This is a genomic window from Agathobaculum sp. Marseille-P7918 (assembly GCF_900625105.1).
GTDB lineage: Bacteria > Bacillota > Clostridia > Oscillospirales > Butyricicoccaceae > Agathobaculum.
On sequence record NZ_UYYD01000001.1, the window covers coordinates 543,764 to 567,946 of the forward strand.

A 24,183-nucleotide genomic window follows, 5' to 3' on the forward strand; every position below is an offset into this window, starting at 1 on the left:
GATTCCCTCACAGATCCAATCCGTCTACCCAGTTTTTCAGGTTTGCCTCGGACAAATGGCCGCTCATCATTCGTCCATCCACGATGCGGGCGCCCGGTGCGCTGCTGCGCAGACCGTCCGCCGATTGCCCCAGTCCGCTGCCGCCGGAAGTTGCGAACAGGACAATGGTCTTGCCGGAAAAGTCATAGCTTTCCAAAAAAGTGTTGATGATCGTGGGCGCCACATACCACCAGATCGGGAAGCCCAAAAAGATCACATCACAGTCCGCGACCGGCGCATCCGTATCCGCGAGCGCAGGGCGGGATTGCCTATCCGCCATTTCCACGCTGCTGCGGGAAGTTTTATCCATCCAGTTCAGATCCGCTCGGGTATACGGAACCGCGGGCTTGATCTCATAAAGCGCCGCTTCTGCGGCTTTTGCCAACGTCTTTGCCGCCTTTGCGGTGTTGCCGCTGGCGGAAAAATATGCAACCAATGCTTTTTTCATCGCAATCTTCTCCTTGACTTCTATTGTAATCCGGCTGCGTAAAAATGTAAAATACTCATTTTTTATCTATATGTATACTCGAAAAGCATTTCTTTCTTGTGTCGCCGCGCAAGAAATGGTACCATAGGAGCAAGGAGGGATCTATATGGAACTGCGTGTTTTGAAATATTTTCTGGCGGTTGCACGCGAGGAAAACATCACCCGCGCCGCAGCGCTGCTTCACCTGACCCAGCCGACCTTATCCCGGCAGCTGATGCAGCTGGAGGACGAACTCGGGGTACAGCTGTTTCACCGCAGCCGATACCGCATTGTGCTGACCGACGACGGCATGCTGCTGCGGCGGCGGGCGCAGGAACTGGTGGATCTGGCGGAAAAAACCGCCCGGGAATTTCATCAGAAGGACAAGCTGCGGGGCGAGATTTCCATCGGCAGCGGCGATCTGGAAGGCATGTCACTGCTCGCCGAACTGCTTGCCTCCTTTCAGCAGCTCCATCCTGAAGTGACCTATCAGATCTGCACCGGCAACGCCGACCAGACCAAGGAGCGGATCGAAGGCGGCACACTTGATCTGGGGCTGCTGCTGGAACCGGTTGATATCAGCAAATATGATTTTATCCGCATGCCGGTGCAGGAGCAGTGGGGTGTGTTGGTCCATCAGGACGACCCGCTGGCCCAAAAAGACAAAATCACGCCGGACGATCTGGCCGACGTTCCGCTGATCATCACCCACCGCGAACTGATCCAGCAGGAGATGGAGCGCTGGTTCGGTGCGCACGCCCAGCGGATTCAGGTGGCCGCCACCGGCAACCTGCCCTATAACATGGCGCTGCTGGCCGGCGCACGCATCGGCGCTTATCTTACGCTCAAGCTGCACTGCACCTATGACAACCTGCGGTTTGTTCCGCTCTCCCCGCCACTGTCCTCCAGCACCGTACTGGCATGGAAAAAGGCAGAGACCTTTTCCCCTGTGGTCAGCGGCCTGATCAGCCATATCAAAAAATGCCTGAGCACTATGTCTGACCATCCGGAATGAGTATTAGACATTGCCATGCCCTCGATCTAAAATGTAGATGTCCGTACGGGGCATCTGCATTTTTCTTTTTGGGAGGCAAACCATGACGATACAGGAAGCGAGCGAACATTATCAAATCCCCATGAACATCCTGCGGGAATATGAAAGCTGGGGGCTGTGCGGCGTCGTCAAAAAAGTGATGGGACTCTGGCAATACGATGATACCGATCTGGAACGGCTGAGCATCATTATGACACTGCACGATATCGGATTTTCCTCGGAGGAAGTAGAAACCTATATGCGCTTGCTGCTCGAAACAGAACATTCCGAAGCACAGCGGCTGCGGATGCTGGAGCAAAAGCGCAGCCGTGCACTGGATGAAATCCATTTCAAGGAGCACCAGCTCCAGCGTCTGGATTACCTGCGCCATGAAATTTACCAATCGCAAAAACAACCGGAGGGAGCCAAACGATGAAACGCTGTTGACCGCGCTTCTGTGCACCTGTTCGTCGGCAGCCTGCGGCGGCCGGATTGCTATGATACCATGTTTCCGGGTCACCGCATTTGGAGAGGAGCAGGCGACAAAAAACATCTCCGCATTTGGGGAGAGTGCCGACTTTACCGGCAAACCCATCATTCCGTTCTGCACTTCCGGCCCGGACAGCACCGACGCCAGTGTCGATCCGCTCCGCACGCTGACGCCGTCTGTAACAGCCACCGCCAAGCCAACCACCCCGACCGAAACTGCATCCGCGATCGTCTTGCAAACAATATAGATTTTAAGCATATAAATGCATTCTTTATAGGTATTTGCTATTGCATTTCCCTGATGTTACAATAGAATCACAAAGCAGAAGCACGCCTGCCGGGCAAAGCTTCTTGCCGCCGGACAGCCTCCGACGGATTACATCCTGCAGCCTTGTACCCATTTCTGATCGACCCAAGGAGGACGACAACCATGCATTCCAAATATAACGGCTACTCTTTCCCGATGCGCAACACCGTCACGCGGGAGAAAGTACATTTTCATAACCGCTACGGCATTGAACTGGCAGGCGATCTGTATCTGCCCAAAGATACTGCCGGAAAGCGCGCTGCCATTGCCATTTCCGGCCCCTTCGGCGCTGTCAAAGAGCAGTGCGCCGGGCTGTACGCGGAAGAACTGGCCAGCCGCGGCTTTGTTGCTCTGGCGTTTGACCCCTCGTTCATCGGCGAAAGCGGCGGCACTGTGCGCAACGTTGCCTCCCCCGACATCAACACCGAGGACTTTTCCGCCGCGGTAGACTATCTTTCGGTCCGTGACGACGTTGATCCGGAGCAGATCGGCATTCTGGGCATCTGCGGCTTTGGCGGCATGGCGCTCAACGCGGCTGCGATGGACACGCGCATCAAGGCGACCGTCACGTCCACCATGTATGACATGACCCGCATCAGTGCCAAGGGGTATTTCGATGCGGACGACAATGCAGATGCCCGCTATCAGATGAAACAAGCGCTCAACGCCCAGCGTACCGCGGACTACAAAAACGGTTCATATGCACGCGCCGGCGGGGTTGTGGACCCGCTGCCCGAAGATGCGCCGTTCTTTGTCAAGGATTACTACGACTACTACAAAACCGAGCGCGGCTATACCGAGCGGTCGCTCAACTCCAACGACGGCTGGAACGTGACCTCTTCCCTGTCCCTGCTCAACATGGCGATTCTGCGTTACAGCAACGAGATCCGCAGCGCGGTGCTGATGATCCACGGAGACAAGGCGCACTCCTGCTACTTCAGCCGGGACGCTTACGCGGACATGATCCGGGACAATCCCTATACCGACAACAAGGAGCTGCTCATCATCCCCGGCGCAGTCCACACCGACCTGTACGACCAGAAGGACATCATCCCCTTTGATAAAATCGAACAATTCTTCCGGACATACCTGAAATAATTTAATTGCAGGAGGAAATGCTGCATGACCAAACTCTTCTGTATCCTTTTGGCGGCCCTCGGCCTGTCCGGCTGCGGCGAAGTGCCGGCTGACCCCGCGCTTCCCCCCACGACGGAACCGTCCATCACGCAGCCGCAGCCGCCGGAAACATCCGAACCCGATCAGGAGGAATCCGCTTTGAAAATCACCGTTGGCGAATATGAGCTGCTGGCTACCTTTGCAGACAACCCCTCCGCAGAGGAATTCAAAGCGCTGCTCGCGCAGGGGCCGATCACCGTCCAGATGGATGACTACGGCGGTTTTGAAAAGGTTGGGCCTTTGGGCACCACGCTGACGCGCAGCGATGAGCAGATCACCACGCAGCCCGGTGATGTGATCCTCTATCAGGGCAATCAAATTACCATCTACTACGGCACCAACTCCTGGAACTTTACTCGACTTGCCCGCATTGACGACCCCACCGATCTGCAAGCCAAGCTGGGTGACGGAACGGTATCGATCACATTTTCTCTTGTCTGACTGATCCGGGCAATCCGGACACAATAACGCGGCACGGCCTTTGGGGACGCGCCGCGTTTGCATTTGCTAGGCTGCCAATGGGTTTTGCCGCAATGCAGCGCCGAAAAAGCCTCCCTGTTGCCCCGTTGACGAACCGCCGATTTTGCTCTACAATATGGCAGGAAGCCCGATTTTCTTCCGCAAAACGCCAAGCAAGGAGCACTTCCTATGATTTTTTATTTTTCCGGCACCGGTAATTCCCGGTGGGCGGCAGAGCAAATCGCAGCCCTCACCGGTGACAAAGCCCTTGATATCATTGCACTGGACCCTGTGCCCGATCTGCACAATGAAGCACAGATCGGTCTGGTTTTCCCCGTTTATGCGTGGGGTGTGCCCGAACCCATGCTTGCTTTTGCTCAATCGCTGGGCAAAACCGACGCCTTTACCTTCGGCGTATGCACCTGCGGCGAGGAAGCCGGCTACACGATGAAAAAGCTCAGTGCGGTTTATCCGCTTCGCAGCAGTTACAGCCTGGTGATGCCCAACAACTACGTCATCGGCAGCGAGCTGGACGACGAGATGACGGTTCGGCACAAAATCGACACGGCATCCGCCGAATTGCAGACGATTGCGCAGGAAATTTTGCAGCGCAAACCGGTGTACCGCGTATCGGAAGGCACGCATGCGGGACTGAAATCGGGTATGGTCAACTTTGGGTTCAATCGATTTGCCCGCAGTACAAAATCCTTCTACGCGACAGATGCCTGCAACGGCTGCGGCCTCTGCGCCCGGCACTGCCCCACCCAAACCATCACGCTTGCAGACGGCAAGCCCCGCTGGGGCAAGCAATGCTATCAGTGCCTGCGCTGCATCAATGCATGCCCGCAGCGCGCCATCCAGTATGGCAAGCAGACCGAAACCCGCGGCCGCTACACGATCGATCCATATGTGAAAAGCCGCTGAACTGCACAAAACAGCGCCCGGAACCTTGGTTCCGGGCGCTTCTTTCACATCTCGCCCTTCCAGACACGGGCCAGAATATCTTTGAGCACCAGCATGGCGTCGGTGTGGTTGTAACCGTAATCCACCCGCAGCTGCGTCAGCATCTCCCGCAAGGCGGGCGCATAGTCGCCGATGCGGACTGTTTTGTGATAGGTTGCCAGCACCGGATATTTTTTGCTCCACACCTTGTTCCAGTCGATCCGGGCCTGTGCCTCGTCGCTGACGCTGTCGATCATCTGCTGTGCCTGCTGCTCGTCAAAGTCGTATTCAATCAGCTCGTCGAGCGTCATGTGATACAGCACCGCCAGCCGCTTGGACTGCCGGATATCCGGCAGCGTTTCGTCGGTTTCCCATTTCGAGATGGTCTGACGGCTGACGCCCAGCTTTTCGGCCACATTTTCCTGCGAAAGTCCGCTCTTCTTGCGGGCGTGATACAAACTGCTTCCCAAACCCATTGTTTCCCCTCCTGTTTTTCTGTCCTGTCTGTCAGTATACCGACACGGCAAGCAAATGTCCACCAATCAAACCGGTCAGTTGCGCCCGATTTGTTAACAACGCGCCCCGCCGCCAGCGGGATGGCTCAAAACGCGGCCGTCCCCGCACCCAGACCGAAAAAATACCGCATAACCGGATTCTCTGCATGATATTTTAAGGATATGGAAAAAACAGGAGCGCGCTTTGCGTTGACCTGTTTTTTCACAAGGCGTACAATAAAAGCATCACGGAAGGGAGCCATCGTCATGGATCAGACTACAAACCAATCCTACTACACCGAACAGACATTGCAGGCCGCCGCCCGCTACTGGGATGAAAAAGACGCGGGCAGCGTCAAACTTGACCAAGCCAAACTGCAAACGATGCTCGAAACCTACATTCAGGCCAACAACACCTGCGCGCTGGCCACCGGCACCGGGGACTATGTGCGCTGCACGCCCATCGAGTACAGTTATCACGATGGGTGCTTCTGGCTGTTTTCCGAGGGCGGCAAAAAATTCATCGGACTGGCGCATAACCCCAACGTGTGCCTCGCCATCTTTGACAAGTACGAAGGCTTCGGCAAGCTGCACGGCGTGCAGGTCATGGGCAAAGCCGAGCTGATCGAGCCGTTTTCCGCACCGTATCTGGCGCATGCCGAATATAAAAAGATTGCGCCGGAATTTCTCAAAAAGCTGAAAAGTCCCATGCACCTGATCTGCATCCACCCCATCCGCATCGACTGCCTGTTCTCCGACTGCAAGGAGCTGGGCTGCGATGCCCGGCAGACGCTGGTGCTGGACAAAGCATAACCAAACCCTCCGGACGAAAACCGGGCAGGCATCTTCCTTTGTCGGAGACGCCTGCCCGTTTTTTCTCTTCCGTAAAAAGGTTATTTGAGCTTCAGCCCGTCCCGGAAGGCATTGCCCACGGTTTCTCCCAGCTTGCGGTAAGTATGGTGAACGGGGTCAAAGGTGATGGGTTCCAACTTGTCCGGGTCGATCTTGCCGTTTGCATCCAGCACGGACTCGTCCGCGCTGACGTTGACGATCTCACCCACCAGGCGGCAGGTCTCCGGATCGTAACAGATCAGGCGGCACTCCAGCGCCATCGGCAATTCGTCGATCAGCGGCGCATCCACAAATTCCGAACGGGTGGTGTGAAAGCCCGCCTTTTCCAGCTTGTTTGCCTCTTTGTTGCCGGACGCGATGCCTACATAGTCGCAGGCAACGACCTGCGCCGCCGTGGCCATGCTGACCGTGAACGCTTTCCGCGCCAGAATGTTCGCCGTCGTCTTGTGCTCCGCACTGATGCACATGGAAAGCTGCGCTTCCTCGCTGATGCCGCCCCACGCCGCATTCATGGCGTCCGGTGTGCCATCCTCCCCGTAGGTCGCGATAATCAGCACCGGCTGCGGATAGGTCCACGGCTTTGCTCCAAAGTTTTTACGCATGACAACATTCCTCCTGAGAATTTCTTTCACTTTTTTATCAGCAGTTGCCCGTATACACCGCTTGCAGGTTTTCCTGGGCAATGTCGGCCAGACGGTAAACCGTCTTAACCGGCGTAGGCGGCCGGTCGGTCATGTGATGGCGCGGGAAAAAGCGTGAAATATGCAGCGGGATATCCGGGCGGACCGCGGCCAGCCAAGCGGACAGCGCGCGCATTTCGTCCTCGCTGTCGTTTTCCCCCGGCACGATCAGCGTCGTGACCTCAACATGGCAGTTCTGCGCCGCCAGCGCGATCGATCGCTTGACCGTTTCCAGATCGCCGCCCAGCCTGCGGTACCATTTCGCGGTAAAGCCCTTGAGATCGATATTGACCGCGTCGATCCACGGCAGCAGGGCGCGCCACGGCTGCTCCTCAATCGTTCCGTTGGTCACCAAAACATTTTTCAGCCCCGCCTCGTGCACCAGCGCGGCGCAATCGCGCACATATTCATAGCCGACCAGCGGCTCGTTATAGGTATACGCCACGCCGATATTGCCGCGCGCCCGCAGCCGGACGGCCTCGCGCACCAACGCTTCGGGCGGGCAATCCCGCGTGGGGATGTCCGCGCCCGAAGCGGCGATCGCGGCATTCTGGCAGAACGGACAGCGCAGGTTGCACCCGAAGCTGCCCACAGACAGAATCATGCTGCCGGGATGAAACCGGCGCAGCGGCTTTTTCTCGATGGGGTCGAGCGCCAACGCGGTCAGCTTGCCGTAATTGATGGAAACGATCTGCCCGTCCCGGTTGGCTCTGGCGCGGCACAGGCCGGTCTGCCCTTCGTCCAGCGTGCAATGATGAAAACAAAGCTCACATACCGCGCTCATACATGCCGCACCACCTCAAACCGTTCCAGCCGATACGGCTCGTTTGCACGAATGCCGCCCTTTTCCCGCGCGATCTCGATCTGCTGCGCTGCTGTGTCCACACCGTCCAGATCGGGCAGCAGCAAACCGCGGCGCGTGCCGCAGGAGACGATCACGCCATAACGCTTGGGGTCGAGCTGCGCGGGCGAATCGACCGGTTCGGGCGCGCCCAGCACGTCCACACTGTATTCCAGCGCGTCCAGCTCCTCGGGATGCACCGGCGGAAAGCGCGGGTCACGCGTCCCGGCGGACACGGCGTTGCGCACGATCTCCTGCGCGACGTTTTTCTGGGTCGGGGAGATGGTGCCGATGCAGCCGCGCAGCCGCCCATCCAGATGCAGCGAGACGAACGCGCCCGCCGCCCGCTGGGTCAGCTCATCCGGCAAGTCCTCCGGCAGCGTTTCCAACCGGCTGCCGGTGCGGATATAAGTCTCCAGTGACAGCCGCGCCAGACGCACCCAAGCGTCCTCGCCCGCGCGGCGCGCGGCCAGCCGGTCGCGCTGCGCCTGTTCGCAGGCCGCCGCAAAACAGCGGGTTTGATCCCGGCCGGTGACCGGGAACAGCGCCACCGCATACCCCACCCCGAACGGCCCTTCATGGCTCAGCAGCTGCGGCTGCACCGCCTGTCCGTCCAGCGCACCGGCCATCATCTGGAACGAGCGCAGGCCGCATTCGGCCGCCCGCTCGCACAATGCCGGGTTCATCATAAGGAATTGCAGGAAATCGCCCGACGCCATGGTCTGCGTCACCGCCTCGTCGAATTTCGGGCCTTCGGGCGCAAACCCATACGGGCCGTCGTCTTTCAGCTTGTGCGACAGGTCGCCGCTCGCCACGAACACCGCGCGGCGTCCCAGCGCCTCGACCGCCGCGGCGACGCACTGCCCCAGCCGGTAATGTGCAAGCGGCGAAAAGCCGGACAGTCCCATGCGCACGATCGGACAGCTGACGCCCGCCTTTTGCAGATAATACAGCGGAATCAGCACGCCGTGGTCGAGCGCCGGGTCGCGCTGACCGAGAAAACCGGCTTTCAGATCAGCCTGCTGCGCCCGGCGCACGATCTCCTCGCGCAGCGCAGTGTCATACCGGGCGAGGATACGCACCTGCGGCGCCCCAAAGGCCGACATATCGCCCACCGCGGCTTCGCCGGGGCTGATGTGAAAGTAATCCCCATACAAAATGGTGTGCGGCGAAGCCACAATGAGCACATCCGGCTTCCACCGCGTCACCTGCTCGGCCGCGGCGCGCATCGCGCGGTCTGTGGCGGCAATTTCTTTTTCCCGCCCACGGCCCACTTCAGGCAGCAGCACGGGCGGATGCGGGGTCAAAACAGCGCCAAGCATCGTCATATCGGTCACTCCTCTCGATTGCGTGCTCTATATGTTCAGTATAGCACGGCAAACCGCAAAGCAAAAGTCCGCGCCGCCGTTTTTCCCTCCCCTTGCGTGCCATGTCTGCCTGCTGCACAAGGCTCGCTTTCAAAGTTTACTTTTGTGGTATACCATGCACGAAGACATTCACAGGAATGATTCTCCTTTTGTGTATCCAGCCGAATCTTGCAATTTGCATATTTTTCTATTATACATATGGGTTTACTTATGTTACAATATGCCACGCTGACCAAAAAATGATTTGTATTTTGGGCTGCACATCACCCAGGCCAAACCGCTTTGCACGGCCTGAGCGAAAGAAAGGAAAAAAGCACATGAAATGGTATCAAAGAACAATGTCCGGTGTGCTGACGGCCGCAATGGGCCTCAGCCTGCTGGGCGGCTTACCGACGGCAGCGGCCGCCGAACCTGCGGCCGTCCCCCTGACATTGTCCACCCCCGCCGATGCAACGGGAGATATTTTGACCGTTGTGCAGATGGATTACCCGATCTACCAGGACAAGCTGAACGGCTCCGCCGTTACGCTGTACCGCGGCGACACGGTGATCGCAACCGGCAGCTTGCAGGACGGTACGCTGACCTTTACCGACGGCAGCGGCGCGTCCGGTTTGGTCACACAGCAGACCAGCGGCCCGCGGGTCACCTCTGTCCGGGTGCAGATCACCGGCTTGTCCGCGTCGGACGGGAAAAACCGGTATCGTCTGAAACTGACGGGCGACGGTTTCAAAACGTATGAAAGCGACGTGCTGGAGCTGTCCGACTATTCCTTGGGGCTGCAGCTCGGCGCCGGCGCCTTCACGCCCGGCGACCTCAACGGCGACGGCGCGGTTGACGCCGCCGATATCGAAGCCGTCAAGCGCCAGCTGAGTACCTCCGACAGCCAGGCCGACCTCAACGGCGACGGCACGGTGGATATTTCCGACCTGGCCATCGTCACCATGGGCGCGGACGCGGCCGAACAGGCGCAGGTCTACCATACCGCGGCCATCGCCGCCAAGGTCGTAGACAGCGCCGCGGTGCAGACCGCGCTGCAAGAGGAAGCCACCATCAAAACCGTTTCCGGCGAAGTGACCGACCTGTTCACCGGCGACGGCTTTGTCAGCATCACCCCGCAGGCGGATGCCGAGAGCGTTGCGCTACCCATTCCGCTGACCGAACAGGGCATCGAAATGGAGCAGGTGGAGATCACCAGCTCGGTGGGCAACCCGGTGGAAAAAGGCACGCTGGTGGCGGAAACCGCGGACGGCGAGATCATTGAGATCCCCTTTGACCAGAGCGCACCCGCCGGCGTGTATGCCATCCAGACCCGCGACGACGGCCGCAAGGTCGTGACCATCTCGCTGGGCAAGCGCGTGCCGGTCAAGAAAATCACCATCAAGGTCGATCTGGACGAGGCCGGCAAGGAAGTGGTTGTCGAGCAGATCAAGTTCGTGCAGGACATCGTGCCGGAAAACGCCGCCACTGAAAACACGCAGGTGCAGAATGTGACGGCGCAGGCAGACAGCAAGCAAGTGACCCTCACTTGGGATGCCTTCGCCAATATCACCGGCTACAAGGTCTATTACGGCACGAGCGAAGCCCAGATGACCACAGTGGTCGAGACCGAGAAAACCACTTGCACTGTCACCGGGCTGGAAAACCTGAAAACCTACTACTTTGCCGTTGCGCCGGTGTCGAACGCCGGCGGGCAGATCTGGGAAGGCACCAAATCCGCCGTGGTGCAGGCGACCCCGCAGCCGGGCAGCGTGCCCGACAAGCCCGACAACGTGACGGTCACCCCCGGTGACGCGCTGCTGTCGGTCAGCTGGAAACCCGGCAAGGACACGGCATACAGCAAGGTGCAGTACCGCGTGCAGGGCGAAGATGCCTTCACCGTGCTGGACGGTTCGTTCCAATCGACCGCCACGATCACCGGTCTGACCAACGACGTGACCTATGAAGTGCAGGTGTTCGGCGTCAACGACAAGGGCAACGGCCCGGTCTCGCTGACCGCCGTCGGTACGCCCAAGCAGGAGGTCATTGCAGAGCCCGACCTGCCCACGGTCAACCGGCTGGACAACACCATCATCACATCGGCAGAAGTGCCGTGGAACAACACGGACTATACGTTCAGCAAGGGCTCCATGCCCGCTTCCGTCTACGACGGCGACTACCAGACCGGCTGGATCGCAAGCGCATGGTGGAAGGAGCGCAAGTTCACCTTCCATTTCGATCAGGCATATGAGATGGATTACCTGATCTATGTCCCCAATCTGGGCAAGGACGTCCAGAGCAATAACGGCAAGCTGTTCCGCGACTACTTCACCGCGTTCAGCGTATGGCTCAACGGCGAGCAGGTAGAGGCGTCCAAGGTTTCCTTTGAGCGCGCCAAGGACAACGAATACTTCATCGTCAAATTCCCCAAGACGACGGTCACTTCGATCGCGGTCGAAGGCAAGCAGTGGGACGGCGCGGGCAACATCAGCCTGTCCGAAATTGCTTTCTATCAGTATGACGGCCTGGCGGAGGAGATTTCCGCATTGTTCTCCAACGACAGCCACACCGCGCTGGCGCAAGGCGTGGACAGCGGCAAAATTGACGCGCTGCGGGAAAAGGCCGCAAGCGCCGACGCCTACTATGTCGATCGCGCAGTTCTGCTCGACGAGCTGGACAACGCGCAGCAGCTGCTGGACAGCAAGGCGAGCGAGCTGATCGTGCGCGACGGCTTCACCTCCCGCAGCGGCGCGGCCGACAGCCAGTATGGCCAGTCCGCCTCCGCATTGCAGCCGCTCGGCATCTCCGCACTGTCCAACCAGTACATTTCCCTCTATGTTGAGGGGCTGGGTGCAGGCGAAAGCATGCGTCTGGTGCAGTGGCAGCAGTACGCCGAGGCCGGAACCTCGTCCCAAAGCTACACGCTGCACAACGGCCGCAACCGCGTTTATCTGAATCAGATCGGCAACAGCGGCTCGGGCGAGCGCGGCGGCGCGCTGTACATCGAGTACGCGGGCAGCAACGCCGCCAACCTCAAAATCCAGGTGCGTGACACTTCGGCAAACCGGAACGTCGTCACCGTCCTGCCCCTGCTGAACATCCAGCCCGGCCAGTGGTACGGCAAGAGCGAGGCCGAGCGCAAGGCGCTGATCCACCCGTATGTGACCGCGCTGCAGGCGTATGTCTCCGGCCTGACGTTCAACAACGAAGGCAGCAAGCGCACCAACACCCGCAACTGCACCGATATCGCGACCCCGAGCGTGCTGCTCTCGCTTCCGGCCGATCAGGTGCTGACCGGTCTGGGCGGCGCATCTGCGAGCGCGGACGCCATGACGAATCAGCTCTATGACGCGATCTGCGCGTGGGAGCAGCTGATTTTCTTAGCTAACAAGACGCAAGGCATCCTTGCGGCGGACGCAAATTTTGTTTCCTACCAGTATCCCATGCAGACGCGGCAGAACATCCGCATGTCCCGCATGTTCTCCGGCGCGTTCATGTTCGCGGCAGGCAGCTATATCGGCATTGACTACAACGAGACCCGCGCCATGGTGACCGGCTATCCGCTGGAAAAGAGCGGCTCGGGCACCGGCATCGACAGCGACGACCTCAACGGTCTGTACGGCTGGGGCATCGCGCACGAGGTCGGCCACAACATGGACAAGATCGGCTATGCCGAAATCACCAACAACATCTACTCGCTGGTCGCGCAGACGGCGGACGACGGTGACATGACCGGTGCTTCCCGTCTCGAGGGCATGTATCCGGCGATCTTCAACAAGGTCGCGCTGGGCAAGCCGGGTCAGGCCGGCGACGTGTTCACCCAGCTGGGCATGTATTGGCAGCTGCATCTGGCCTATGACGAAGCAGGCAGTCCGCTGGACGGCAGCGGCGCGCTGGACTTCTACAACGCGTTCTTCACCAAATGGAAAGCGGGCGCATACAGCGACGCCGCCAGCAAGGACGACCGCATCGCACTGATCGCGTCCGAGGTGGCAAACAAGAACCTGACCGAATTCTTCACCCGCTGGGGCATGGAGCTGAGCGACAGCACCAAATCCAAGCTGAAAACCTACGGTGAAGAGACTCGCGAGATCTGGTACCTGAGCGACCAGTCCCGCCGCGACCGTCTGAACGGCGCCTCTGCGGCCAGCCTGACCGCATCGCTTTCCGCCGCGGTTGAAAACGACACGCAGGTCAAACTCACCGTCACCATTTCGGCGGACGCCGACCGCGTGCAGGGCTACGAGATCCTGCGAAACGGCACCCCGATCGCCTTCCTGACGGGCGACGACCAGACCACCCAGACCTACACCGACACCGTCGGCGCGGCCAACAACATGGCCTTCACCTACTCGGTGCGCGTGATCGACAAACTGGGCAACGAGGCTGCCACGGCATCTGCCAACGCAGTGCGCATTTCGTACGACAAGGTCATCGACGCAGATCAGTATGACATCGCACGTGAAGCCGACGGCACCATCCGCATTACCGCCAGGGACGGTCTGCTGACCACAGGCGGCATCAAAATCACCGGCAGCAATGTCCCGACGGACGGCAGCTATACCGTGACCGTCTACGCACTCGGAAAGGATACCACCGCCAAGCGCGGCAGCTTTACGCAGAATGAGGCGCAGCAGGACAGCACGTTCCTGTCCTACTTCAATAAGCCGGGTGCAGAACCGTCCGACACCCGCATCTGGATGTATGACGCGGGACAGATCGCGATTTCCGGCATCCCGCAGACCGTCGCACTCGAGGACATCCACCTGCTCAGCTATCCGGGCGACGACATCGCCTTCACCGAGGGCGCGTCGATCGGTGTGCTGGACGCAGACTACACCTACGACACTGGCGACGGCCAGACCGAGACCATCCCGCAGGGCACCATCGTCATCACCGGCAGCTACCGCGGCGACCCGCTCTACAACAGCGTGCGCGTCAAGGCCAAGGTGCAGACCATGAAGCCCGGCTCAAGCGATGCGCCCGTCGTATCCGAGCGGACCCTGTCCGGCGAAACGCTGCTGTTTGCGGAAATCCCCGCGGACGGCGAAGTCAGCACGATCAGCGACGGCTTCTTCCTGTTCATCCCGGAAGATCAGGACGCATTTAAGCAGGTCAACGAGGATCACGGCGACAACCACGCCGCCGGCAACGCCGTCATGATCGAACTGCAGGCGCAGATGTGGCGCGCCGAGGACGTCAACGGCACGAACCCGCGCATGACCAGCGACACGCTGTTTATCAGCGTGCCGCGCTACGACAGCATGCCCGGCATCGTGCTCGAACAGTAACTGAAACCAAGAAACGGAGGACGCGATGAAGCGTTGGATCAAACACACCTTCTGGGCGCTGACCCTGAGCGCCCTGCTGACAGTCCCTGTGCTGGCAGCCGAGCTTTCCCTTTCCTTTGACAAGCAGGGCACCACGGCCGCCGTGCAGCTGCGGGACGTTGGCACCGACCGCTATGCGGCCGAAGTCACCTTCCCGATCAGCAGCACCCAGTCGGTGCAGTTTCAGGGCAAGGCAGACACCTACGCCATGACCCTCGACAGCGCGGCAGGTACGGTCACGCTGTACGCCGCTTCCAGCAAGCCGCTGCCCATGTCGGGCGGCGCGCTGGATCTGGGCACACTGACGGTGGCGTCCGGCGCCGAAGTAAGCGGCACCGGCAAGGCCATCGTACTGGACCAGTCCCTCAACCGTTACACCTACGCCGACACGGCGGTGACAGTGACCCGGAACCAAACGCCGGACGCCCCCGACGGCGACTCTTCCGGCGGCGGTACATCCGGCGGCAACTCGTCCAGCGGCACCCCGACCGTGGACCGCACGCCTTCCGTGTCGGTCAACGGTGCGGGCGGCAAGGTCAAGGCCGCAAATGACGGCTCGGTCACCATCACCCCGGATGCCGGCTACCAAATCGCCCGCATCCTGGTCAACGGCAAAGAAGTCGCCGTGACCACCCGTCTGACCGGGCTGACCGCCGCCGACGTGGTGGTGGTCACCTTCGAGAAGATCGCTGCTGAAACGCAGCCGACCTTTACCGACGTCCGGCCCACCGACTGGTACGCGGATGCGGTGCAGTTTGCCGTCTCGAAAAATCTGTTCCAGGGCATGAGCGCCACCGAATTCGGCCCCAACGTGCAGATGAACCGCGCCATGCTGGTGACCGTGCTGTACCGCCTGTCCGGCGAGACCGCCCAGAGCGGCAGCGGCTTTGCCGACGTCGATCCGAACGAATGGTACGGCGCAGCGGTGACATGGGCGCAGCAAAACGGCATCGTGCAGGGCATCACGAGCACAACCTTTGCCCCGCACAACACCATCACGCGCGAGCAGATGGCGGCGATCCTGTACCGCTACGCCAAGCGGCAAGGGACGGTGCAGGAAGGCGATGCCTCGGTGCTGTCCGGCTTTGCCGACGCCGATGCCGTCACGCCTTACGCGCTGCCCGCGATGCGCTGGGCAGTGCAGCAGGGTCTGCTCTCCGGTATGGGCGATCAGACCCTTGCGCCGGGCGGTTTTGCAACCCGCGCGCAGGTGGCGACCATTTTGCAGCGCTTCCTTACCTCAGCGCAGTAAACTGCCCGACCGTCTTTCGGCGGCAAACCGATCTTTGCACGGATAAACAAAGCGGCGGAGAGAGCTCTCTCCGCCGCTTTGCTGCGTCTGTCTATAAACGGTCGTCTTTCTTGTGCGCGCTGATGAGATAGAATCTTTTCGCCGCTATCCCGCTGTGGCACATTCGTTTGCTGATCAGACACAAAAGCAGTTGCTGCAACAGGCAGCAACTGCTTTTTATCTGTGTTCTTCTATTGTGTGATATTGCCGCGCAGCGCCTCCAAATACTGCTTTTTATAACGAATCGGAGGCAGACCCACGACTTTGGTGAAGATGGTGTTAAAATAATTGGTGTTATCATAGCCGACCAAGGTTGCAATCTGCGCCGCGGTATAGTCACTGCTGATCAAATAGGTCTGCGCCATGCCGATGCGCCGGCGGATCACATACTGAATGGGCGAAAAGCCGGTGATCCGTTTGAAAACGTGTGAAATATACGGCTCGCTGCACTGAAATTCCGCCGCGATGCTTTTGAGCGTCAACGGCTCGGTAAAATGCTGATCCAGAAAGTCCCGAATTCGGCCGACGATCTCGCCCTCCTGCTCCGAGCAAATCTGCTGGGTTTGCTCGGTCTCGATCTGGCAGGCCAGCAGCAAAAAGGAAGCTGCCAGGCACTGGGCCGAAGCCTTGGCATAGATGTCCCGGTCGAGCAGCTGGTAGGCCTGTTCACACAGCTGCGCCAGAAATGCAAACCGTGTGCCGCTCGCCCGCACCGGCGACGTGCCGCGCGGAATGATGTGATTGGCCGGCAAGCCCGGCAATTGCAGCCCGCTCAGGCCAAAGCAGTAGGTTCCGATCTCCGCATCCGACATACTGCGCACCTCGTGCAATTCGCCCTGATTGTAAAACAGGATATCGCCCGCCTGAATCGGATAACACTGCTTGCCCACTTCATAATACCCAAAGCCGCGATACACCAGCAGGATCTCACACAGCGACTGATGGCTGTGCATCGGACGATCCCGCTTTTTGCCGCCGAACTCCTGTTTGGTGATATAGAGCAGAATCGGCGTCAGGCTGCTGCTGTCATAAGTCGGCTGAAAGACCTGCTGAATATAGTTATCTATCTTTCCGCGCATCCTGCCGCCTCCCTGCAACCGCTCTGCTCCGCTGGAATCAGATCTCGTACCCAACGCTTTTCAGATAGTCCACGCTGGCTTTGACGTCGCGCAGGCTGGTATCCGAATTGCGCGGATCACGCTCCTGCTCGATGGTGATATAGCCCGCATACCCGATCTCGGCCAGCGCCTGCTTGATGGCTGGATAGTCGAGCGAGCCTGTACCGATCGGACACATGGCGCCCTTGCCGCAGCCGTCGAAAAAGCGGATGTGTTCGCCCAGCACCTGCCGGTACACCGTCTCGTTGACGTCCTTGAAATGCACATAATCCAGCCGGTCGGCATACTTTTTCAGGTACTCAACCGGGTCCATGTGCGAATAATACAGGTGACCGGTGTCCAGACACAGTCCTGCCACGTCATACGGGATATCGCGCACGACCTTTTCAATCTCATCGGCAAACTCGATGTAGCCGCCCGCATGCGGATGGATCACCGGGCGCACGCCCCATTTGTTGGCGCGCTCGCACACGGCACGCACATTGCCCATGAACCGCGCCCACTCCTCATCCGACAAGCGCGGCGCGGTATCCGGATGACCGGCGGCGTAATCGCGCTCGTCATGGCCCCAGTCCATGACCGTCATGTACGGGGTCGGGAACTTTTGTCCGTCGTGCCGCTTGAGCGTCGGCAGCTGCGGGTCAGTGATCAGCGCGCAGATATCATCCACAGCATGCAGCACGCTTTCCTGATTATCCGCGTCCAGCAGATCGTGGAAAATCGTGCCGGCGACGATTGCCAGTCCGTTTTTCTTAAGTTCGGCGGCAACCAGCCCCGCGTCGATCGGCAGATAGCCGTACGGCCCGAGTTCGATCGCGCTGTATCCCGCTTTGCCCGCCTCCTCCAACACACGGGTCCAAGGCGGCAGATACGGATTTTTCGGATCATCCACGCCCCAGCAGCACGGGGCGCCGCAAATTTGAATGCTCATCTATTTTCCTCTCCTTTGATCGAGAACTTCAGCGATTGATATTCCTGATGATTTTATTATAGTCTGTCATCCAAAACAAGTTTATCGTATCTTGCTTTTCCATATTTGGTTTCCATGAAAAAGTGTACAAATAATGATAATATGAATTTAGTTTATATGGATTCTTGCGATTCACCTTTCTGCGCGATATAATTATTGCAACCCCAGCGGCTCCGCCGCTGTATCCGTACGGAGGTGACTGTCCATGGACAGAATCGGATTTCAGCAAGGGAAAACGCCGCGCCTTTTGTATGCTACAAGGCAGGTCGTGACCCATTCCACCGTGACCCGCGCCATGCATCGGCACGAGGACTGCACCGAACTGCTCTATGTTTATCAAGGCTCCGGCCAATATGAGGTCGAGGGATACCGTTATCCCATCCGCGCGGGAGATCTGCTGCTGTACAACCAGGGAGATCTGCACGAAGTTACTTCGTCCTCCCGGCTGGAGATCGGCACCATCTGCTTTGGTTTGGCCGACGTGGCCCTGCGCGGATTACCGGCGGGCCACCTGACCGCACCGGCACACGGCTTTGTCCGGCCCGCCGAAGAGCAAACCGCACGCTTTCACACGCTCTGCCATCTGGTGTACGAACAGGCCGAACAGCACAGCGCCTCTTCGTGGGAGCTGATCGGCTATCTTCTGCCGGCGCTCGTATTGATGGCGGTCAATTTGCCGCCCGACCAACGGGCCGCAGAGCAGCCGCACAACATGGTCATCGCCAACCGCATCCGCGCCTATATCGGCACGCATTTCACCGAACCGCTGACGCTGGACTCCATCGGGCAGGCGCTCTCCATCTCACCGTACCATCTGGCACATGTATTCAAAGCGGTCACGGGGCTGTCACCCATGCATTACATGATCCGCTGCCGCATCGGCGAAGCACAAAACCTGCTGATTTCCACCGATTACAGCGCCACGCAAATCGCTGCCATCGTCGGCTATACCAGTGTCAATCACTTTAGTGCCATCTTTACCAAGCTGGTCGGCCTGCCGCCGATCCGCTATCGCAAGCAATACCTAAACAGTTTGCAGGGGCAAAGAACCCAATAAGGCAACCGGAACCCGACGGGATATCGGCCAACGATCTGCGTTATGCACCGATACCCAGCGGCGAGCAGATCACATACATGACCACAACCACACCGGCGCCAACAATCGCCCAGCGTTTGCCGGTTTTCCAGCTGGTCATATCCATGACCTTCGCATCCGGCATCTCCCACTCAGTCTTGCGCGGGCACACCTTGATGCAGACCGCATAGATCAGGCATTCCAGTACGAACAGCGCAAACACCACATACAGGTAATGGAACTGGCTGAAGAACGGGATCACCTTGCTCAGGCCATACAGCACCATGTGCAGCGGGATAATAATCTTGGGCGCGATGGACGGGGCGCGCTTGCTGAGCAAGCCAAACAGCACCGCGGTCAGCAGCGGCATGGAGAAAAAGCCCCAGCACTCATTGATGAAGTTCATGATGCCCGTGCCGAAGTACATGACAAACGGCGAAATCACGATGGAAACCACGCCGACGACCGTACCGAAGATCTGGCCGACCTTGACCACCTTTTGGTTGTTGGCCGTCTTGCCCCAAATCGGCTGCCAGATATTGAGGGTAAAAATGGTCGAAGCAGAGTTGAGCACCGAGTTGAACGAGGACAAAATCGCGCCGAACATGACCGCTGCAAAAAAGCCCATCAGCGGCTTGGGCAGCACTTTCATGACCAGCAGCGGATACGCCTGATCGGCCGCCATGCCGACCGAGGTATCCATCTGGCCGTTCATCGCCAGCAGCTGGAACGCGATGATGCCCGGCAGAACGATGACAAATACATCCAGGCATTTGAAGAAACCGGCCCAAATTGCGCCCTTCTGGCTTTCCGCCAGATTTTTGCCGCCTAGCGAGCGCTGGATGATCGACTGGTTGGTTGCCCAATAGAACAGGTTGTTGACAAACATGCCGGTGAACAGCAGCGGCCACGGCACCTCGGGCGGCAGGGCGCTCGGTTCAGACCATGCGTTCATCTTTTCCGGCGTAGCGGTGATCAGATGCTTGACGCCTTCCAGAAAACCGCCGCCGTCGAGCTGCCCCAGCGCAAGAATACCCAAAATCGGAATCGCAAAACCGCCGATAATCAGGCCCACGCCATTGATGGTATCCGAATACGCAACTGCTTTCAGGCCGCCGAATACCGCATAGCACATGCCAACCACACCGGTGCCGACGCAGATGATCGCGATTGCGGTAAAATAATCGATGCCGAACATGGCCTCCAGATCAAAGATCTTGACCAGCGCCACTGCACCGGAATACAGGATTGTCGGCAGCATGGTGACCACATAGGCAATCAGAAACAGGATGGAAAATAGACGCATGGTGAACGTATCGTACCGCATCTCCAAAAACTCCGGGATGGTGGCGATGCCGCCCCGCAGCAGTTTGGGCAGGAACACAAACGCCAGTGCAATCAGCGCAAAAGCCGATGTTGCCTCCCATGCCATCGTGCTCATGTTGCCGGCAAACGACTGGCCGTTGGTGCCGACCAGCTGCTCCGCCGACAGATTGGTCATCATCAGCGAACCGGCAATGACAATGCCTGGCAGGCCGCGTCCTGCCAGAAAATACCCTTCCTTGGTGGAAAGATCATCGTCCTTTGTCTTCCACCAGGACAGCACCGCGACGAGTGCGGTAAACGCGACAAAGGTGACCACCGTAAAAACCATTTTTATTTCTCCTTTATGTTCATTCTTTCTGTACCAGCGACACATTCGCCTTGTACAGACGTCATGCAGATAAGCAGGACGGCGCAGTTCTGATTGCGCCGTCCTGTTTTTGCGGCTTACCTTACATGCCCAGCCGCTCTTCTACCACTTTGCGGCGTTCCTGCGCGTTCTCCGCCGTGACGATGGTGGCGTCCGACGCGATGAACTTCTCCAGTGTTTCGCCGCCAAGCGCCTTGACCGCAGCCTCTACGCCCTTGTAACCAACGTCATATCCGTCCACTGCGACCGTCATGGTCTCCTGTCCGGCGAGGATCGCGTCAATACCGGCCAGATTGCCGCCGCAGCCGACAAAGATGGTATTTTTATACGCCGGATAGGCCGATGCAGCACGGGCAGCACCTGCCGCCATATCATCGTTGTTGGCAACGATGACCGCAACGCCTTCCGGATGCGACTGGATGATGCCCTCCATGGCTGCTACCGCCTTGTCGGCAACGCCATCCGCATACTGGGTCTCATCCGCCAGGAATACGCCGCCGGCCTCTTCCGCGCCCTGCTGGAAGCCTGCAATGCGCGCCTCGGAAGTGGAGTCGCCCTGCACGCCCATGATGCCGATGACGGTCGGCTTTTCCCAGCCGGCTTCAATCGCGGCTTCCACGGCCGCTTTGCCGCCCATGGCAGCCATTTCTTCGTTATTGAAGCCGACAAAGCTGACCACCTTGTCCGAAACCACATTGGTATCGATGGCGATGACCGGAATATCGGTCGAGGCAATCTGATTGGCGACCGTCTCCGCCTGCAGCGGTGCAACCACCATGGCGTCTGCATTGCCGGCGGAAAGGACGGTTTCAATCATTGCGAGCTGTTCGTCATAGGCGGTCTCCGAGGATGCGCCGACGATCTCCACATTGACTCCGAGGTCCTTGCCTGCCTGCTCGCAGCCGCTGGCCACATACTTCCAGTATTCGGACGCCAGGGTCTTGAGCACGACCTTGATGTTATATCCCTCTGCCCCTGCTTCAGTGCCTGTCTCAGATCCTTCCGCTGCGGTCGAACCACAACCGGTCAGTGCCGTCAAGCTGAATGCGCCTGCCATCAGCATTGCTGCAATTGCTCTCTTTTTCATATATATCCTCCTGTTCTCTTCTTCGATTCGGCTTCCTTTCGTTTTGACGCGTTACTTTCGTGTTCTCATGCCTGATTTAGTCGTAATCCACCCACGCTGCACCGTGTTCGGCGGATTCCACGCACTTTTCGATCCACTTGATGCCCTGCGCGCCCGCCTTGACGTCCGGATACCAGAAGTCGCCGTATACGCCCTTGTCCGCGTCCGCCATGGCAACCGCGAAGCGGGCATACAGATTGCTCCACGCCTCGAACAGGCCCTCCGCATGGCCGCCGCCGATGCGGTCCTCGACACGTGCTTCGTCATAGAGGTATCCCGCGCCGCGCTCCAGCACACGGCTCGGCTCGCCCTCCACCTCGTACAGCATCTGGTTGGGGCGCTCGTCGTCCCACTCGAGCGACGCCTTGGAGCCGACCACACGGATCTTGTGATAATGCCGCGCGCCGCTGTTGATCGAGCTGGCCCAGCAGTACACCTGCGCACCCGCCTGGATATGCTCGCTGCCCTTGAGGTTCATGATGACAAACGCGTTATCCTCCAGTTCGCGGCCCTCCACAAAGGCGCGCTTGGTGCACATCAGGTTGTCGATCTGCAGGTCAGGCATCATCGCCTCGATAATGAACAGCGGGTGCGTGCCAACGTCGCCCAGCGCAAACGACGGACCGGCCTTTTTCGGGTCAAAGCGCCACTTGGCCGCCGGATTGGTCTCCTCGATCTTGACGTTGTAGCCGCCGAACGCAAAGCTCATGTTGATGATACGGATCTCACCCAGATCTCCGTGTTTGATCATCTGGCGCGCCTGCTGGATCAGCTGATGGCCGGAATAGCCGTAGGTCACACCGACCACACGCTTTTTCTCTTCCGCCAACCGGATCAGATCGTTTGCTTCCGCCGAAGTGAAGCACAGCGGCTTTTCGCACACGACATGCAGCCCGGCCTCCAGCGCTGCCTTGCAAACCTCATAGTGCATGCTGTTGGGCGTTGCGATGGAAACTGCCTGAATGCCGTCCGGCCGCTTGGCCTCTTCGGCAAACATGGTCTTATAGTCCGGATAGCAGCGCTCGGGCGCCACATGCAGGCTTTCGCCGAACGTCTTGCCGCGCGCCGGATCGATATCGAACGCGCCCGCGACCAGCTGGAAGTTGTTGTCCCGCAGTGCAGCCGAACGATGGATATAGCCGATCTGGCTGCCCTTGCCGCCGCCTACCATACCCCAGCGAATCGGTTCTTCTACTCGTTTTTCACCATAATACATGATAATTCCTCCTTTGAAAACCTTGCTGTACTGCTGTCTGTCTGTGGAAATGGTACATTTTTTTGTTTGCGTTTTCCGATCTTTTTTCTGTATGCGCAAACTCGTTCTGCAACCATTCGCCGCAATTTCTTTTGTTTACAAGCATAATTATAGTGTTTTTCGAATTTTTGTGTTTTTGATTCCTGCTCGGACTCACAAGCCGGACCCGGTAATAATTCACAAATTATCGGTTTTCTTTTTGGTTACTTCACATTCTTGTACGGACCCTCTCGCCGGCGTCCCTGCCCCATCTGAAATCGCATAGCAGGCCGGATGCAGCACACAAGGCAAATTCTCCAAAGCATTTCAAAATCTCACACAGAGGCGACCCACAAAGTACCGTCAAAACCAGCGCGCCAATCAAACCGCTACGTCACTGCATCAAAAAGGCTGACTGCCATCCACCCGTCCGATCAGCAAGGCGATGGCAGAATAGGGCAGAAATATAAAACCGGTTTCCAGCAAAAAAGCGGATATGTTTTCCCTGCAAGGAAAAACATATCCGCTTCTCTTTTGATATCAGGAAGGGGCTTTTGACCTTTCATACCAGTCCCTTACCAAAGGCGCTTATAAATGGGCTCGCCACTGACAATCTGTGATTTCCAGATTACTGAACACCGCTTTAAACGAGGAGTCTTCCGGGCTGCACGCATAAATTCCAAAAGTGATCTCACCGTCCCCGTTCCACAGGTGACAAATGCGCATCTGCTGGAAATGCACGCCGTCCTCGCTGCATTCCACGCAATAATCGCTCTCCCGGCGGCTGAGCCGGTACCACATCTCCCGTACACCGGCCGAAATATCCGTAGTGGCCCAGTCGGAATACCCATGATTGGTCACTACGCTGCCCAGCCGCTGAATTCGCTCATTTTCATATTCGATGGATGCTTTCAGCCAGTTCTCACTATCCAGATAAACCGCCACGCCGCACTGGTCGAAGCGATGCTTGCTCTCAAACCGGGTTCGAACGGTAAAGGAAAAATACTTCTCGTCCGTCCGGGTCTGGAGCACCGGAGCGTTGTCATTTTGAAAACCATAGTAAGTGCGCTGCCACAGATCGGTGTGGGGTTCCGTCACAATTTCCACCGTATCCGGCGTGATCACCGCATTTTGTGGTTTTCTTGTCCAAAGCAGTTCTTGAGATAAAAACTGTGCCATAGAAATATCCTTCCTTTCGTACTGATGCATCACGTTTTTCTCTATC

The 24,183-nt window shown here is 58.4% G+C and carries 21 protein-coding genes; 10 read left to right on the forward strand and 11 right to left on the reverse strand.

What is annotated here, in order from left to right:
- Positions 1–7 precede the first annotated feature (7 nt).
- On the reverse strand, positions 8–487 hold the full coding sequence (locus EJL02_RS02610; protein ID WP_125114847.1) for a flavodoxin: 480 nt from the start codon (positions 485–487) through the stop codon (positions 8–10).
- A 145-nt stretch (positions 488–632) separates the two neighbouring features.
- On the opposite strand from EJL02_RS02610, the gene EJL02_RS02615 reads away from it, so the two are divergent.
- From EJL02_RS02615 to EJL02_RS02640, 6 genes are all read left to right on the forward strand, one after another.
- Entirely contained in the window at positions 633–1,520 is an 888-nt protein-coding gene (locus EJL02_RS02615; protein ID WP_125114848.1) for a LysR family transcriptional regulator, read from the forward strand.
- 82 nt (positions 1,521–1,602) lie between these two features.
- Entirely contained in the window at positions 1,603–1,974 is a 372-nt protein-coding gene (locus EJL02_RS02620; protein ID WP_125114849.1) for a MerR family transcriptional regulator, read from the forward strand.
- 61 nt (positions 1,975–2,035) lie between these two features.
- Complete coding sequence (locus EJL02_RS02625; RefSeq protein WP_125114850.1) at positions 2,036–2,275, forward strand: flavodoxin; 240 nt, start codon at positions 2,036–2,038, stop codon at positions 2,273–2,275.
- A gap of 182 nt (positions 2,276–2,457) precedes the next feature.
- The gene (locus tag EJL02_RS02630) at positions 2,458–3,432 is read left to right on the forward strand and encodes an alpha/beta hydrolase (RefSeq protein ID WP_125114851.1); all 975 of its coding nucleotides are present in this window, start codon (positions 2,458–2,460) and stop codon (positions 3,430–3,432) included.
- 24 nt (positions 3,433–3,456) lie between these two features.
- Positions 3,457–3,951: a cyclophilin-like fold protein gene (locus tag EJL02_RS02635; protein ID WP_125114852.1), complete on the forward strand. Its 495-nt coding sequence runs from the start codon at positions 3,457–3,459 to the stop codon at positions 3,949–3,951.
- A 207-nt stretch (positions 3,952–4,158) separates the two neighbouring features.
- A complete protein-coding gene (locus EJL02_RS02640; RefSeq protein WP_125114853.1) occupies positions 4,159–4,893 on the forward strand; it encodes an EFR1 family ferrodoxin in 735 nt (244 codons plus the stop codon).
- Positions 4,894–4,937: 44 nt separating this feature from the next.
- Here EJL02_RS02640 and EJL02_RS02645 read toward each other — a convergent pair whose 3' ends face one another.
- Positions 4,938–5,387, reverse strand: a complete 450-nt coding sequence (locus tag EJL02_RS02645) for a helix-turn-helix transcriptional regulator (RefSeq protein WP_125114854.1) — start codon at positions 5,385–5,387, stop codon at positions 4,938–4,940.
- A gap of 285 nt (positions 5,388–5,672) precedes the next feature.
- Between EJL02_RS02645 and EJL02_RS02650 the strand changes: the two genes are divergently transcribed.
- Complete coding sequence (locus EJL02_RS02650) at positions 5,673–6,218, forward strand: pyridoxamine 5'-phosphate oxidase family protein (protein ID WP_125114855.1); 546 nt, start codon at positions 5,673–5,675, stop codon at positions 6,216–6,218.
- Between the two features lie 80 nt (positions 6,219–6,298).
- Here EJL02_RS02650 and EJL02_RS02655 read toward each other — a convergent pair whose 3' ends face one another.
- From EJL02_RS02655 to amrA, 3 genes are read right to left on the reverse strand one after another with little or no spacing between them, the layout of a single operon-like run.
- A complete protein-coding gene (locus tag EJL02_RS02655) occupies positions 6,299–6,859 on the reverse strand; it encodes a flavin reductase family protein (RefSeq protein ID WP_125114856.1) in 561 nt (186 codons plus the stop codon).
- A 37-nt stretch (positions 6,860–6,896) separates the two neighbouring features.
- Entirely contained in the window at positions 6,897–7,721 is an 825-nt protein-coding gene (gene amrS, locus EJL02_RS02660) for an AmmeMemoRadiSam system radical SAM enzyme (protein ID WP_125114857.1), read from the reverse strand.
- On the reverse strand, positions 7,718–9,106 hold the full coding sequence (amrA, locus tag EJL02_RS02665; RefSeq protein WP_125114858.1) for an AmmeMemoRadiSam system protein A: 1,389 nt from the start codon (positions 9,104–9,106) through the stop codon (positions 7,718–7,720). Before amrA ends, amrS begins: the two co-directional genes overlap by 4 nt.
- 356 nt (positions 9,107–9,462) lie before the next feature.
- On the opposite strand from amrA, the gene EJL02_RS02670 reads away from it, so the two are divergent.
- Both EJL02_RS02670 and EJL02_RS02675 read left to right on the forward strand, forming a co-directional pair.
- Positions 9,463–14,412 carry a M60 family metallopeptidase gene (locus EJL02_RS02670; protein ID WP_164510240.1) on the forward strand — a complete coding sequence of 1,650 codons (4,950 nt, stop codon included), beginning with the start codon at positions 9,463–9,465 and terminating at the stop codon, positions 14,410–14,412.
- A 25-nt stretch (positions 14,413–14,437) separates the two neighbouring features.
- Positions 14,438–15,703 (forward strand): S-layer homology domain-containing protein, encoded by a 1,266-nt coding sequence (locus tag EJL02_RS02675; protein WP_125114860.1) that lies wholly within the window; start codon positions 14,438–14,440, stop codon positions 15,701–15,703.
- Positions 15,704–15,933: 230 nt separating this feature from the next.
- On the opposite strand, the gene EJL02_RS02680 is transcribed toward EJL02_RS02675, so the two are convergent.
- Entirely contained in the window at positions 15,934–16,821 is an 888-nt protein-coding gene (locus EJL02_RS02680) for a helix-turn-helix domain-containing protein (protein WP_125114861.1), read from the reverse strand.
- A gap of 37 nt (positions 16,822–16,858) precedes the next feature.
- Positions 16,859–17,791 carry a sugar phosphate isomerase/epimerase family protein gene (locus tag EJL02_RS02685; RefSeq protein ID WP_125114862.1) on the reverse strand — a complete coding sequence of 311 codons (933 nt, stop codon included), beginning with the start codon at positions 17,789–17,791 and terminating at the stop codon, positions 16,859–16,861.
- A gap of 244 nt (positions 17,792–18,035) precedes the next feature.
- Here EJL02_RS02685 and EJL02_RS02690 point away from each other — a divergent pair, with 244 nt between their 5' ends.
- Complete coding sequence (locus EJL02_RS02690; RefSeq protein WP_125114863.1) at positions 18,036–18,887, forward strand: AraC family transcriptional regulator; 852 nt, start codon at positions 18,036–18,038, stop codon at positions 18,885–18,887.
- A 40-nt stretch (positions 18,888–18,927) separates the two neighbouring features.
- Here the strand turns inward: EJL02_RS02690 and EJL02_RS02695 are convergent, their stop codons facing one another.
- From EJL02_RS02695 to EJL02_RS02710, 4 genes are all read right to left on the reverse strand, one after another.
- The gene (locus tag EJL02_RS02695) at positions 18,928–20,559 is read right to left on the reverse strand and encodes a solute:sodium symporter family transporter (protein WP_125114864.1); all 1,632 of its coding nucleotides are present in this window, start codon (positions 20,557–20,559) and stop codon (positions 18,928–18,930) included.
- 121 nt (positions 20,560–20,680) lie between these two features.
- Positions 20,681–21,685 (reverse strand): sugar ABC transporter substrate-binding protein, encoded by a 1,005-nt coding sequence (locus EJL02_RS02700; protein WP_164510241.1) that lies wholly within the window; start codon positions 21,683–21,685, stop codon positions 20,681–20,683.
- Between the two features lie 76 nt (positions 21,686–21,761).
- Positions 21,762–22,940, reverse strand: a complete 1,179-nt coding sequence (locus EJL02_RS02705; protein WP_125114866.1) for a Gfo/Idh/MocA family protein — start codon at positions 22,938–22,940, stop codon at positions 21,762–21,764.
- Between the two features lie 606 nt (positions 22,941–23,546).
- On the reverse strand, positions 23,547–24,137 hold the full coding sequence (locus tag EJL02_RS02710; RefSeq protein WP_125114867.1) for a DUF1349 domain-containing protein: 591 nt from the start codon (positions 24,135–24,137) through the stop codon (positions 23,547–23,549).
- Positions 24,138–24,183: the final 46 nt, after the last annotated feature.

Coding starts and splice junctions, on each gene's coding strand:
- EJL02_RS02710 (WP_125114867.1), bottom strand. CDS start 24,137: ATGGCACAGTTTTTATCTCAAGAACTGCTTTGGACAAGAAAACCACAA.
- EJL02_RS02610 (WP_125114847.1), bottom strand. CDS start 487: ATGAAAAAAGCATTGGTTGCATATTTTTCCGCCAGCGGCAACACCGCA.
- amrS (WP_125114857.1), bottom strand. CDS start 7,721: ATGAGCGCGGTATGTGAGCTTTGTTTTCATCATTGCACGCTGGACGAA.
- EJL02_RS02650 (WP_125114855.1), top strand. CDS start 5,673: ATGGATCAGACTACAAACCAATCCTACTACACCGAACAGACATTGCAG.
- EJL02_RS02635 (WP_125114852.1), top strand. CDS start 3,457: ATGACCAAACTCTTCTGTATCCTTTTGGCGGCCCTCGGCCTGTCCGGC.
- EJL02_RS02645 (WP_125114854.1), bottom strand. CDS start 5,387: ATGGGTTTGGGAAGCAGTTTGTATCACGCCCGCAAGAAGAGCGGACTT.
- EJL02_RS02675 (WP_125114860.1), top strand. CDS start 14,438: ATGAAGCGTTGGATCAAACACACCTTCTGGGCGCTGACCCTGAGCGCC.
- amrA (WP_125114858.1), bottom strand. CDS start 9,106: ATGACGATGCTTGGCGCTGTTTTGACCCCGCATCCGCCCGTGCTGCTG.
- EJL02_RS02630 (WP_125114851.1), top strand. CDS start 2,458: ATGCATTCCAAATATAACGGCTACTCTTTCCCGATGCGCAACACCGTC.
- EJL02_RS02625 (WP_125114850.1), top strand. CDS start 2,036: ATGATACCATGTTTCCGGGTCACCGCATTTGGAGAGGAGCAGGCGACA.
- EJL02_RS02615 (WP_125114848.1), top strand. CDS start 633: ATGGAACTGCGTGTTTTGAAATATTTTCTGGCGGTTGCACGCGAGGAA.
- EJL02_RS02690 (WP_125114863.1), top strand. CDS start 18,036: ATGGACAGAATCGGATTTCAGCAAGGGAAAACGCCGCGCCTTTTGTAT.
- EJL02_RS02640 (WP_125114853.1), top strand. CDS start 4,159: ATGATTTTTTATTTTTCCGGCACCGGTAATTCCCGGTGGGCGGCAGAG.
- EJL02_RS02620 (WP_125114849.1), top strand. CDS start 1,603: ATGACGATACAGGAAGCGAGCGAACATTATCAAATCCCCATGAACATC.
- EJL02_RS02705 (WP_125114866.1), bottom strand. CDS start 22,940: ATGTATTATGGTGAAAAACGAGTAGAAGAACCGATTCGCTGGGGTATG.
- EJL02_RS02655 (WP_125114856.1), bottom strand. CDS start 6,859: ATGCGTAAAAACTTTGGAGCAAAGCCGTGGACCTATCCGCAGCCGGTG.
- EJL02_RS02700 (WP_164510241.1), bottom strand. CDS start 21,685: ATGAAAAAGAGAGCAATTGCAGCAATGCTGATGGCAGGCGCATTCAGC.
- EJL02_RS02680 (WP_125114861.1), bottom strand. CDS start 16,821: ATGCGCGGAAAGATAGATAACTATATTCAGCAGGTCTTTCAGCCGACT.
- EJL02_RS02670 (WP_164510240.1), top strand. CDS start 9,463: ATGAAATGGTATCAAAGAACAATGTCCGGTGTGCTGACGGCCGCAATG.
- EJL02_RS02695 (WP_125114864.1), bottom strand. CDS start 20,559: ATGGTTTTTACGGTGGTCACCTTTGTCGCGTTTACCGCACTCGTCGCG.
- EJL02_RS02685 (WP_125114862.1), bottom strand. CDS start 17,791: ATGAGCATTCAAATTTGCGGCGCCCCGTGCTGCTGGGGCGTGGATGAT.